Origin of the sequence: Massilia suwonensis, assembly GCF_042655665.1 — a bacterium.
Lineage (GTDB): Bacteria > Pseudomonadota > Gammaproteobacteria > Burkholderiales > Burkholderiaceae_D > Telluria > Telluria suwonensis.
Map to the genome: position 1 here is coordinate 274,045 of NZ_JBHSMR010000001.1, position 12,898 is coordinate 286,942.

At 62.3% G+C, this 12,898-nt stretch carries 9 protein-coding genes; 2 read left to right on the forward strand and 7 right to left on the reverse strand.

The features are described from left to right. Positions 1–413: 413 nt before the first annotated feature. Together ACFPQ5_RS01210 and ACFPQ5_RS01215 are read right to left on the reverse strand one after the other, a co-directional pair. The gene (locus ACFPQ5_RS01210) at positions 414–3,485 is read right to left on the reverse strand and encodes a TonB-dependent receptor (RefSeq protein WP_379751099.1); all 3,072 of its coding nucleotides are present in this window, start codon (positions 3,483–3,485) and stop codon (positions 414–416) included. A gap of 351 nt (positions 3,486–3,836) precedes the next feature. Next, a complete protein-coding gene (locus tag ACFPQ5_RS01215) occupies positions 3,837–4,013 on the reverse strand; it encodes a hypothetical protein (RefSeq protein WP_379751101.1) in 177 nt (58 codons plus the stop codon). 251 nt (positions 4,014–4,264) lie between these two features. Here ACFPQ5_RS01215 and ACFPQ5_RS01220 point away from each other — a divergent pair, with 251 nt between their 5' ends. Both ACFPQ5_RS01220 and ACFPQ5_RS01225 read left to right on the forward strand, forming a co-directional pair. After that, complete coding sequence (locus tag ACFPQ5_RS01220) at positions 4,265–5,902, forward strand: NAD(P)/FAD-dependent oxidoreductase (protein ID WP_379751103.1); 1,638 nt, start codon at positions 4,265–4,267, stop codon at positions 5,900–5,902. Positions 5,903–5,904: 2 nt separating this feature from the next. Then, complete coding sequence (locus ACFPQ5_RS01225; protein WP_379751105.1) at positions 5,905–6,759, forward strand: EamA family transporter; 855 nt, start codon at positions 5,905–5,907, stop codon at positions 6,757–6,759. On the opposite strand, the gene corA is transcribed toward ACFPQ5_RS01225, so the two are convergent. From corA to glnA, 5 genes are all read right to left on the reverse strand, one after another. Next, entirely contained in the window at positions 6,756–7,724 is a 969-nt protein-coding gene (gene corA, locus ACFPQ5_RS01230) for a magnesium/cobalt transporter CorA (protein ID WP_379751107.1), read from the reverse strand. The genes ACFPQ5_RS01225 and corA overlap by 4 nt on opposite strands. Positions 7,725–7,899: 175 nt before the next feature. Next, on the reverse strand, positions 7,900–9,366 hold the full coding sequence (gene ntrC / locus ACFPQ5_RS01235) for a nitrogen regulation protein NR(I) (protein ID WP_379751109.1): 1,467 nt from the start codon (positions 9,364–9,366) through the stop codon (positions 7,900–7,902). Positions 9,367–9,427: 61 nt separating this feature from the next. Further along, complete coding sequence (gene glnL, locus ACFPQ5_RS01240; protein ID WP_379751111.1) at positions 9,428–10,510, reverse strand: nitrogen regulation protein NR(II); 1,083 nt, start codon at positions 10,508–10,510, stop codon at positions 9,428–9,430. Beyond that, positions 10,507–11,004, reverse strand: coding sequence for a DUF4124 domain-containing protein (locus ACFPQ5_RS01245; protein ID WP_379751113.1), 498 nt, complete (start codon positions 11,002–11,004; stop codon positions 10,507–10,509). The genes glnL and ACFPQ5_RS01245 overlap by 4 nt, the downstream gene beginning before the upstream one ends. Positions 11,005–11,178: 174 nt before the next feature. Continuing rightward, positions 11,179–12,594 carry a type I glutamate--ammonia ligase gene (gene glnA, locus ACFPQ5_RS01250; RefSeq protein ID WP_379751115.1) on the reverse strand — a complete coding sequence of 472 codons (1,416 nt, stop codon included), beginning with the start codon at positions 12,592–12,594 and terminating at the stop codon, positions 11,179–11,181. Positions 12,595–12,898: the final 304 nt, after the last annotated feature.

Below are 12,898 nucleotides of genomic sequence, written 5' to 3' on the forward strand. Positions count from 1 at the left end.
GGCAACAGACACACATGTGCAGGAATGCAACAGTATTTTTCTTGTAAGTACAGGTTCTGTAGAACACCCTGACTCAAAAAGTAGGTTTTATAGATTATTTTTATGAATAAATACGCTGATTGTTAATTATGCGATGGGGAAATATGTTTCCCTGTATTTATTCCGCGCTCTTAAAGCATCGGCACAATATGTAGTTTGACTATATTTACTACATTTTTATTTATTTTATTCTGGAAATGAATGTGAGGGAAGTCGACTGTCACGGATGCGCTTTCGCTGCACTCTTTCCAGCAATGAATTAACAAGAAACTAGAAACTTTGCGACGGACGAAAAAAAACCGCAGGCCGAAGCCTGCGGTTCATTGCAACTTAGGGGCTTGAACAGCCACCTTGCGGTGGCCGCCCTTAGCTCATCAGAAGCGGTGGTTGTACTCGACGCCCAGACGGACGCTACGTGGTGCGGTGTAGCTGATCACGCGGCCGTAGGTCGGGCTGACGTCAGTCGTGCTACCCACGTTGTAGGTCTCGTCGATCGTCTGCACGGTCTGCTTGTTGGCGACGTTGAAGACATCCAGCTTTACAGCCAGGCCCTTCACCATTGCTGGACGGTAGGCCACGCTCAGGTCGAGGCGCACGTCCCATGGCAGCTTGCCGCTGGTGCCGCGTGGAGCCGGACCACCGTTGCAGTAGAAGAACACCGAACCGTAGTCAGCTTCTGGCGGTACGTTCGGATCCCAGCCGAAGCAGTTCTTCGGACGGCCCGATGCAGCCAAGAAATTACCACCCAGCGTGACTTCCGGAGTCAGATCATAGTAGCCGAAGGCCTTGATCTGGTGCTCGCGGTGGTTAGGCAGCAGGCCATAGGCGTTGACCATCAGCTCAGGGTTATCCCAGGTCGAGGTCGCTGCGACGTCGGTCTGTGCATTGTCCGACTTGGTCTGGCCTTCGGTGTTACCACGGCTCTTCGACCAGGTGTAGTTCACGCGGCCATACCAGCCATTACGGTATGGGTGCTCGGCGAACAGGTCGACTGCCGTATAGGTACGCTTCGGATCGTCGAAGCCGAGGTCTGCCTTGCTCAGGTTGACTTCGGTCAGGTTGTTGCCCGTGCCTGCGTAGTCGACCAGGAAGGTCGAAGCTTCGCCTGGATTGAAGGATGCGCAACCGAAACCACCCCAGTTGTCGGTGTTGATGTTGTTACGCTCGGCGTAGGCTTCGAACGGACGCGGATCGCACAGGTCGTCGATGGTCGCCTTCAGCGTACGGTAGGTGATGCGGGCACCGACGTTCAGGTCTGGAGTCAGGGCGCGCTCGAAGCCCAGGGTCAGTTCATCCTGGTAGGTCGCTTCGATGTTACGGGCGCTGACAGTACGAGCATCCTTCGCCTGGCCCAGCTCGTTGTTGGTCGAGTAGACGCCCGAGATCGGGTTTAGGCCGGTCGGCTGGCCGTACTGGTCGGTGCCGGTGTAGGTGAAGGCCTGGCGGGTGAAGGTCGAACGGCTGGCGCCGCGCACTGCCAGGTGGGTCGGGATCTGCAGCGCATAGCGGCCTGCCGAACCGTAGACCTTCAGCGAAGCATCGCCGAAGACGTCCCAGCTTGCCGCTGCGCGCGGCGAGATCAGGTCCTTAGCTTCGAGGAAGGTTTCGCCGTCGCCGTTGATGTTCTTGAAGCTCTCGTTACGCAGGCCAAGGGTCACCAGCACATCCTTGTTGACTTGCCAGCGGTCTTCGATGTACTGGGCTTCCTGCTCGGAGCCGGCACTGGTCAGCGAGTCGAAGATACGACGCGAGACATAGTAGCCCTGGGTACCCAGGCCGCCACCGCTGGCGGTCGAAGCGCGGGTCGGACCAAAGGCCAGTGGCGTATTCGGGTTTGCGGTTTTCGCATAGACCCAGATACCGCCGCCGCCGTACACCTGGCCGATGGCTTCCGAATCGAGCTTGTTGCTGTCGATACCGGCGCGCAGGAAGTGGTCGCCCAGCTTGTATTCGACGTCGAAGCGGCGCGACTTGACCTTGCTTTCCGAGCTGCCGCTGGAGACGGCGCCGGACAGCACTTGCGGGCTGAAGTAGTTCAGGCCAGGAGCGCGTGCATTGCTCGGTGCGCTGATCTGGAAGATATCAGCAGGAACATTGCCGACTGCATCGTACGACGCCGACGCCGGCGTCTTCATCTGGCCGACCAGAGCGGTCACGGTCAGGTTGTCGGTCAGGGTGCCGGTATAGCGCAGGATCTGGACATTACCGCCGACGCCAGGACCGAAGTCTTCGCTGTTCTTGTAGTGTTGCGAAGCGGTCTGGGCGCCGATGGTGCCGCCGGTCACGCCACTGGTCGGATAGGTGTAGCCGTACAGCTGGCGGTCTTCCTTGCCCTCGTCACCGATGAAGGTGGCTTCCAGGCGGTGGTTGTCGGTAATGTTCGCGTCCAGCTTGACCAGGTAGCGGTCGGTCTTGTCCTGGGTGCTTTCGAAGCCGGTCGATGCCAGTGCGCTCGAGGTGCGGATACCGATGACACGGTCGAGATCGTCGGTTCGGCGCTCGATGGCGGCGAACATGAACAGACGATCCTTGATCAGCGGGCCGCCGACGTAGGCGCCGTACATTTTCTCTTCGCGCTCGAGGTTGTTACGCTGGACGTACAGGGTACCGTCGGTCGTGGTATTGAGCGGCGAACCGGTGTTTGGATAGTAAATATCCTTCGGGCTGGCGCGCAGCGACTTCGGGGTGATGTAGGCGCTCGCGCCTGCTTCCCAGGTGTTGGTACCGGACTTGGTGGTGATGTTGACCACACCGCCGACCGAACGGCCGAACTCGGCGCCGAAGCCGCCGGTCAGGACCTGAGCCTGGGCAATCGCGCCGAACGGCAGTTCCGATGCGCCGAGCTGGGTGACTGGGTTGGTGACCGGGAAGCCGTTGATGTAGTACGAGTTTTCCGAAGCACCGCCGCCGCCGAAGGAGGCGCCGGCCGAGTAACGCGAGTCGGCACGGGTGGTGTTCGGTGCCAGCTGGATGATCGCTTCGACGTTCTGGGTGGTCGGCAGGCGGGCCAGTTCCTTGGCGGTGAAGACTGCACCGTTGTTGGTGTTCGACACGTCGATACGGGTACGGCGGCCGGTCACGCGCACCGACTGGACGTTGGAGGCGACGGCAGCCGAAGCGAACGATGCGTCCACACCCTGGCCGACGATGACGTCGACTTCGGTCGTGTTGGCAACAGCGCCGTTACGGAGCAGTTCCACACGGTAGTGGCCTGGCGCCATCGACGTAGCGGTATAGCGGCCGCTTGCGTCTGGCGTGATCGAACGGCGCGTACCGGTCTCGGTATTGATCATGTTGATCGTCGCGCCCGCCGGCGAGTCAACGGTACCGAAAATGGTACCGGCCGCATTGGACTGGGCCATTGCGGTTTGCATCGTCCCGACGGTCAGCGCTGCGCCGCCAAAGGCGATCGCGAGTGCGTGTACTAATACGGTTTTCTTGAGCATGTGATTCCCTATTATTTGTATCGGACTGTTCTGTCGACCAGCCGTCTACAACAGTTTTTGATCACCAAAACGGCTTGTTACAGTACGTTCTTCCCTCTATTCACAGCCACGGATAATAAGCCTCCGTTGCAACACGAATATGTATTAATAGAAACATACATATTCTTCGGCTGTCAATTGCCCGCATTCGAGCTTTACGCATAAGAAAATGCGGAAAACATGCACCAAACCGGTGCAAGCATGCATACACAATTTGGGCTGCGCAGCAATGTGCAGATAAATAGCCGTGCTAACAGCACAATTTCGGCTAAAACCCTCACAAAATTGCCTCAGCAGACGCGAACTCAATATTTACGCATTACATTGCGGTGCACCAATAAATGTCGTCGGATTTCTTGGACTCGCACGCATTTCGCGCATGAAAGCTTCGTAAATATTTTCGTGGAGATACAAAAATTTGTTGGTGCGATACAACGCCTCGTCTATCTCACCCGTTTTCAGGCCTGCGACGCTGCCGCCAATGAGCATGGATGCAATCCATCGGCACTGCAGCGCATTTTCTGACAACCATCCATGTCAAAATAACAGTCATCACGAAATAATTTTTTACTAATGAAAGATTAAACGATTTAATTTCAAGAAAATCGCTTTTTAAGCAATATTTACACCATTTCGTTTGATTTGTTGGAGGAATCGTCCATCATACGATCCGCCCAGTACGCGCGCAGCAAGGTACAATGGCAGGTTGAACCGACCAGCTCCAAGCAAACCGACATCCGATGCTGCGCATTAACGAACTCAAACTCCCCCTCGACCATCCCGACCACGCGCTGCGCGACGCCATCCTCGCGCGCCTGGGCGTCGGCGCCGCCGACCTGATCGACTTCAATGTCTACAAGCGCAGCTACGATGCGCGCAAGAAGGCGGCGATCGTCCTGATCTACGCGATCGACGTCGAAGTAAAAAACGAAGCGGCCGTGCTGGCGCGCCTGAAGGGCGACCAGTACGTGGTACCTTCCCCCGACACCGGCTACAAGTTCGTCGACGCGCCGCGTCCGCCCGCCGGTACGCCGCGCCCGGTTGTGGTCGGCACCGGTCCCTGCGGCCTGTTCGTGGCGCTGATCCTGGCGCAGATGGGCCTGAACCCGCTGGTGCTCGAACGCGGCAAGGTGGTGCGCGAGCGCACCGTCGACACCTTCGGCTTCTGGCGCAAGCGCAAGCTGAATACCGAGTCGAACGTGCAGTTCGGCGAAGGCGGCGCCGGCACCTTCTCGGACGGCAAGCTGTACAGCCAGATCAAGGACCCGAAGCATTACGGCCGCAAGGTGCTGACCGAGTTCGTGAAATCCGGCGCACCCGAAGAGATCATGTATGTCAGCAAGCCGCACATCGGCACCTTCCGCCTCGTCAAGATGGTCGAGCAGATGCGCGCCGAGATCCTGTCGCTGGGCGGCGAGATCCGTTTCGAAACCCGCGTGGACGACATCCGCATCAGCGAGACGAATGGCGTGCGCCAGGTGCGCGGCGTGGTGCTGGCCAGCGGCGAGGAGATCGCCACCAACCACCTGGTGATGGCCGTCGGCCACAGCGCGCGCGACACCTTCCAGATGCTGTACGACCGCGGCGTGTATGTGGAGGCGAAACCGTTCTCGATCGGTTTCCGCGTCGAGCACCCGCAATCGCTGATCGACGTCTGCCGCTTCGGTCCGAACGCCGGCAACAAGATCCTGGGCGCGGCCGACTACAAGATCGTGCACCACGCCTCCAACGGCCGCTCGGTGTACAGCTTCTGCATGTGCCCGGGCGGCACCGTAGTGGCGGCGTCGTCGGAAGAAGGCCGCGTCGTCACCAACGGCATGAGCCAGTATTCGCGTAACGAACGTAACGCCAACAGCGCCATCGTGGTCGGCATTACGCCGGAAGACTATCCGGGGCACCCGCTGGCCGGCATCGCCTTCCAGCGCGAGCTGGAATCGCGCGCGTTCCTGCTGGGCGGCAGTACTTATGATGCGCCGGGCCAGCTGATGGGCGACTTCGTGCGCGGCGTGCCCTCGAAAGAATTCGGCTCCGTGATCCCTTCGTTCAAGCCGGCCGTGCACCTGACCGACCTGGCGCCGTCGCTGCCGGAGTATGCGATCACGGCGCTGCGCGAAGCCTTCGTCGCCTTCGACAAGCAGATCAAGGGCTACTATAAGGAAGACGCGGTGCTGACCGGCGTCGAGACCCGCACCTCTTCGCCGATCCGCATCAAGCGCCGCGACGACGACCTGCAAAGCCTGAACACGCGCGGCCTGTTCCCGGCCGGCGAAGGCGCGGGCTACGCCGGCGGCATCATGTCGGCGGCGGTGGACGGCATCCGCGTCGCCGAAGCCGTGGCCATGGCGATGGGCGTGCCGGTGCCGGCACTGCAGGACTGATCTTGCAGGCCGCGCCCGCCCGCAGCTTCGCGCCCTTCCTGGCGATCGTTGGTTCGCTGATTTCCGTGAACGTGGGCGCGGCCTATGCCAAGGGCCTGTTCCCGCTGGTCGGTCCGGCCGGGATCACGGCGACGCGCGTCGGCCTGGCGAGCATCCTCCTGATGGCCTTCTGGCGGCCGTGGCGCGCGCCGCTGGCGCGGCCCGATGCGATCAACGTCGTCATCTACGGCGTCATGCTGGGCATGATGAACCTGCTGGTGTATGCCGCATTTGCGCGCATCCCGATCGGGGTGGTGATCGCCATCGAGGTCATCGGGCCGCTGGCGGTGGTCGTGCTGTCCTCGCGCCACCTGCGCGATTTTCTATGGGTCGGCTGCGCCGCCTTCGGCCTGTGGCTGCTGGCGCCGACCACCGCGGGCGCGGCCGCCCTCGATCCGATCGGCGTCGCCGCCGCGGCCGGAGCCGGCTTCTGCTGGGCCATGTACATCGTCTTCGGCAAGCGCGTTTCGACTTTAAAGGGCGGCCATGTGGTCGCCTGGGGCATGCTGGTAGCCGCGCTGTGCACGGTGCCGGTCGGCCTGGCCCAGGCCGGAAGCGCCCTGTTCGCGCCGCAGGTGCTGCTCGGCGGCCTGATGGTCGCCCTGCTATCCTCGATCCTGCCCTACTCGCTGGAGATGATGGCCTTGTCGCGCCTGCCGCGCCGCGTGTTCGGCATCCTGGTCAGCGCAGGGCCAGCCGTGGGCGCACTGGCCGGCTTCTTCGTGCTGGGCGAAGTGCTGACGACGACGCAGTGGCTGGCGATCGGCATGATCGTGGTCGCCACCGCTGGCAGCGCGGCCACTGCAGGAAAAAACTAGAGCCAGCCCGACTTCTTGAAACGGTAGTAGAGGTATCCGCAGACGGCGAACATGATGCAGACCGCCGTCGGATATCCATACTTCCACTTCAGCTCGGGCATGAATTCGAAATTCATGCCCCAGACGCCGGCAAAGGCGGTGAACACGGCAAAGATCGCGGCGTAGGCGGCGAGCTTCTTGTTGATGTCGTTTTCCTCGATCGTCACCATCGACAGCGTCACCTGGATCGCCGTGGCGATGGTGTCGCGGATGCTGTCCAGGCGCCCCGCGATGCGCAGCAGGTGGTCGTGGACGTCGCGGAAGTAATCCTGGGTTTGCGCCGCCAGGTCGGGCACCCGTCCACCGTGCAGGCGGTCGACGGCGTCCATCAGCGGGATCACCGCATGGCGCAGGACCAGGGTATTCCTCTTCAGGTCGTACAGGCGCTCGATGTTGTCGCGCTGCGCGCCCTTGCCGCCGAAGATGCGGTCCTCGATCGATTCGAGGTCGGATTCGAGCTTGTCGACGACGGGGAAATAGCGGTCGACGACGGCATCCATTAGCGCATACAGCACGAAACCGGAACCCATCTTCAGCAGGCGCGGCTCGCGTTCGGCACGCGCGCGCACGCCGAGAAAACCCTGGGCCGAATCGCGCCGCACCGACAGTACGTAATTGGGACCGGCGAAAATCGCGACCTCGCCGGCGCACAGTTCGTCGCCGTTCAGGTTCACCGTGTGGACGACGGTGAACACGGAATCGCCATACTCTTCCAGCTTCGGACGCTGGTGGCCGCGCGAGGCGTCTTCCACGGCCAGTTCGTGCAGGCCGAACTCCTCCTGCATGGTCGCCAGTTCGCGCGGATCCGGATCGCGCAGCGCGACCCAGACGAAGCAGCCGGGTTGTTTCAGGTACTCGCTGATATCCTCGACCGGGATATCGGATAGTTTCTTGCCTTCCTGGTAGGCGACGCAGTTGATCAGCATGGGGCGGTATGGATGGGACAGCGATGCAAGAGCTTACACCATCCCGTGCGTGGCGCCGATGGGCGGACGTTCACGCATTCGCTGCTCGTAGGGTGGGCACTCTGTGCCCACGCCGTTTCATTGCATGATCCGTGGCGACGCAACCGCAGTACCGCGTGGGCACGGAGTGCCCACCCTACTCCTCGCGCGCACCGTCGATGCCGAGCTCCACGATCTTGCGCGTGATCGTGTTCCGCCCGATCCCCAGGCGCATGGCCGCATCGTTCTTGCGCCCGTGCGTGTGCTTCAGCGCCGTCTTGATCAGCGCCGACTCGAACTGCTTGCCCAGCGTGTCCATCACCTCGAACTGGCCGGCACTGAGCATGCTGGCCGCCTGCAGCTCGAGGAGCCCGATCCAGCCGTCCGGCGTCGGCGGGGTGGTCAGCATGGGCGGGACCTGTGCTCCGCCATCGAGCGGTGCCGCCACGAAGGACGGCGTACCCGCCGGCGGCGCCTGGGTCAGGTCGCGCGGCAGGTCCTTGATCTCGACCGTCTGGCCCGGCGCCATCACCGTGATCCAGTTACACAGGTTTTCCAGCTGGCGCACGTTGCCCGGCAATTCCAGACTGCTGAGGAAGCGCATCGCGCTGTCGCTCATGCGCTTCGGTTCGACGCCCAATTGGTGTGCGCTCTGCACCAAAAAGTGGCGCGCCAAGAGCGGGATGTCTTCGCTGCGCTCGCGCAGGCTCGGCAGCCTGAGGCGGATCACGTTCAGGCGGTGATACAAGTCTTCGCGGAACAGGCCGTCGCGCACGCGCTGTTCCAGGTTCTGGTGGGTCGCGGCGATCACGCGCACGTTGGCCTTGACCGGCTGGTGGCCGCCGACGCGGTAGAAGTGGCCATCGGAGAGCACGCGCAGCAGACGGGTCTGCAGATCGAAAGGCATGTCGCCGATCTCGTCGAGGAACAGCGTGCCGTCCTCGGCCTGCTCGAAGCGGCCGCGCCGCATCGCCTGCGCGCCGGTGAAGGCGCCGCGCTCGTGGCCGAACAGTTCCGATTCGAGCAGGTCCTTCGGGATGGCCGCCGTGTTCAGCGCGATGAAGGGCTGCTGCGCACGCGGGCTGTGTTTATGCAGGGCGCGCGCGACGAGTTCCTTGCCGGTGCCCGATTCGCCCGTGATCAGCACCGTCACATTCGATTGCGACAGGCGGCCGATCGCGCGGAACACTTCCTGCATCGCCGGCGCCAGGCCGAGGATTTCGGGCGTCTCGGCGGGCGCCGCTTCGACGCTGGCTTCGCGCAGGCTCTCCTCCAATGCGCGCCGGATCAGGGCGACGGCCTTGTCGATGTCGAAGGGTTTGGCGAGATAGTCGAAGGCGCCGCCCTGGAAGGAGGCGACGGCCGAATCGAGGTCGGAAAAGGCGGTGATGATGATGACCGGCAGGCCGGGGTGCTTCGCTTTGACGGCCTGCAGCAGGTCGATGCCCGATTCGCCGGGCATGCGGATGTCCGATACCAGCACCTGCGGCGTGTCCGTTTCGAATGCGCTCAGCGCATCGCGCGCGTTGGAAAAGCTGCGCGTCTCCAGGTTCTCGCGCGCCAGGGCTTTTTCCAGCACCCAGCGGATCGATGCGTCGTCGTCGACAATCCAGATTGGTTTCATGTAGTTCGTGGCTTTCCGCAATATGGTGTCATCAATGACCGCGGCGGCCTGCCACGGCCACTCATGGCAGCGGCAGCAGGATCCGGAAATCCGTCAGTCCAGGCCGGCTTTCGCACTCGATCATGCCCAGGTGCTGCTGCACGAAGGTTTGCGCCAGCGTCAGCCCCAGGCCGCTGCCGCCATCCCTGCCCGACACCAGCGGGTAGAAGATACGGTCGCGGATCTCCGGTGCGATGCCCGGTCCATTGTCGATGATATGCAAGTCTAATGCCAGCCCGTAGCGGACCTTGGCCAGCGTGACTTGCCGCGCCACGCGGGTGCGCAAAACGATCTCGGCGTCGCCCGCCGCGATGCGGCTTGCCAAGGCCTGCGCGGCGTTGTGGACGATGTTCAGGACGGCCTGGATCAGCTGTTCCTTGTCGCCCCTGAATTCGGGGATCGAGGCGTCGTAGTCGCGCCGGATCGTCAGGCCATTCGGGAATTCGGCCAGCACCAGCGAACGCACGCGCTCGCACACTTCGTGGATGTTGACGTCGCCGACGATGTGGGGTTTACGGTGCGGCGCCAGCAGGCGGTCGACCAGGGTTTGCAGGCGGTCGGCTTCCTTGATGATCACCTGCGTGTATTCCTTCAGCTGGCTCACGTGCAGCGGCGGCAGTTCGAGTTCGAGCAGCTGCGCCGCGCCGCGGATGCCGCCCAGCGGGTTCTTGATCTCGTGCGCCAGGTTGCGTATGAGTTCCTTGTTGGCCTGGCTCTGGTCGAGGAAGCGCTCCTCGCGGTCCAGTTTCAGCTGCTGCACGTTCTCGCGCAGTTCGATCAGCACCTCGCCGCCTTCCAGGCTGCTGGCGATCGAGTGCACGTGCAGGGTCTCCCTACCCGGTCGATCCAGGGCCAGGTCCTGCCGCAGGTCGGCGTACTGGTGGGCGCGGGTCTGCTCGCACAGGGCCGCCAGTTCCTCGCCGTTCGAGAACAGCGATTTTAACGTTTGGCGCGACAGCGATTTCAGGGAGGCGTCGAGCATGTTCTCGGCCGCCGGATTGGCGTAGCGCACGCGGTCGGCGGCGTCGATCAGCAGCACGCTGGAGGCCAGCAGTTCGAGGCCGGCGAAGCGGGCCTCGCCGGCAGGACGGTCGGGGAGGTTCATCGGATATTCGAAATCTCGCGGCGCAGCGCCTCGATGTTGCGCTCGGTGCGGCTGATGTCGTCGCGCATCTGCGCCACGCGTTCCTGGTACTTGGCGTAGTTGCGCTCGTTGCCCTGGCGTTCGGGCTCGCCGTTGTTGAAGACCTTGCGCAGGTCCGCCAGCTTCTGCTCCTCGGCGCGCAGCTCCTCGTTCAGGATGCCGCGGCGGTCGTCGTCGCGCGCGCGCTGCTGCGAGCTGTCCACGCGCGGGAAGTTGGCGGGGCTCGGCGTTGCGGCGGCGGGCGCCGGATTGTTCGGACGGCTCGCGGCCGGCGCTGGAGCGCTGCGCGCGGGAGGCGCCGGAATATAGCCCGGCAGGTCGAGCGCCTTGCAGCCCTTCTTGCCGGTATCGGTGAACTCGACGCGGCCCTGGGCGTCGACGCATTTGTAGACCGTGGTCTGGGCTGCGGCCGCACCGCTGAAGAGCACGCCGGCAGCCAGTGCCAGGCGGGTCATGCTGGTTGTCATTCGCATCGGTAGAAAGCTGCACGGCATACGCGTGCCTAGGTCATCGTTGGGCCGAATATACCGCATCCAAATAAAAACGCGGGGAAAGCCACTGGCCCTCCCCGCGTTTGTTACCTGCGCTTACAGCTTTTGATGCCGTAGCGCAACGGTATGGTCAAGCAATTACGACGAGTAGTACATGTCGAACTCGGCCGGGTGCGGGGTCATGCGCATGCGCTGGACTTCCTGCATTTTGAGCTCGAGGTAGGCGTCGATCATGCTGTCGCTGAACACGCCGCCGCGGGTCAGGAACTCGCGGTCCTTGTCCAGCGCTTCCAGGGCTTCTTCGAGCGAGGCGCAGACGGTCGGGATCAGCTTGTCTTCTTCCGGCGGCAGGTGGTACAGGTCCTTCGAGGCGGCTTCGCCCGGGTGGATCTTGTTCTGGATGCCGTCCAGGCCCGCCATCAGCAGCGCGGCGAAGCACAGGTAGACGTTGGCCAGCGGGTCCGGGAAGCGCACTTCGATGCGGCGGCCTTTCGGGTTCGCCACGTGCGGGATACGGATCGAGGCCGAACGGTTCTTGGCCGAGTAGGCCAGTTTCACAGGCGCTTCGTAGCCAGGCACCAGGCGCTTGTACGAGTTGGTGCCAGGATTCGTGATCGCGTTCAGGGCCTTGGCGTGCTTGATGATGCCGCCGATGTAGAACAGCGCCGTTTCCGACAGGCCGGCATAGCCGTCGCCTGCGAACAGGTTCTTGCCGTCCTTCCAGATCGACTGGTGCACGTGCATGCCCGAGCCGTTGTCGCCGTTCATCGGCTTCGGCATGAAGGTCGCGGTCTTGCCGTAGCTGTGGGCGACGTTCCAGACCACGTATTTCAGGTTCTGGGTCCAGTCGGCGCGCTCGACCAGGGTCGAGAACTTGGTGCCGATTTCGTTCTGGCCGGCGCCGGCCACTTCGTGGTGGTGCACTTCGACCGGGATGCCGAGCGATTCGAGGATCAGGCACATTTCCGAGCGCATGTCCTGGAAGCTGTCGACCGGAGGGACCGGGAAGTAGCCGCCCTTGACGGTCGGACGGTGGCCGCTGTTGCCGCCTTCGGTTTTCGCGTCGGTCGACCACGAGGCTTCGTCCGAATCGATCTTCACGAAGCAGCCCGACATGTCGATCTTCCAGCGGATCGAGTCGAAGATGAAGAATTCAGGTTCCGGGCCGAAGTAGGCGGTGTCGCCCAGGCCGGTCGACTTCAGGTAAGCCTCGGCGCGCTTGGCGATCGAGCGCGGGTCGCGGTCGTAGCCCTTGCCGTCCGACGGTTCGATCACGTCGCACTGCATGAACATGGTCGTTTCTTCCATGAACGGGTCGATGTTCGCGGTGTTCGGGTCCGGGAGCAGGAGCATGTCCGATGCTTCGATACCCTTCCAGCCGGCGATCGAGGAGCCGTCGAAGGCGTGGCCCGACTCGAATTTGTCGAGGTCGAAGTGCGACACAGGAACGGTGACGTGCTGCTCTTTACCGCGGGTATCCGCAAAGCGGAAATCCACGAACTTGACTTCGTTATCCTTCACCATCTGCATCACATCTGCGGCGGTCTTTGCCATGCGTTTCTCCTAAATGAAATCGGTTGCTGCAGAACGGGCGAGGTCTTTGTCGACCGGTCAGCCCTCTACAACATGCTTGCAGGAACATATGCAGGAACCATGCCAGCCGCTTATCGGACTTTTCAGCATGAACAAATGCATAATCCTTCTTTAGCGCGCCGAGTGTTTGACCATAAAATCAGGCATCCGGCCATGGTGCAGCTTTGCTCATCCATTGCACCAAAACGGTGCGCGCACTCCAAAGCGCACCATTTTGATGCAGAGCGCACCGTTTCGGCAAGGGCGCTCCACTGCGGTGCGCATG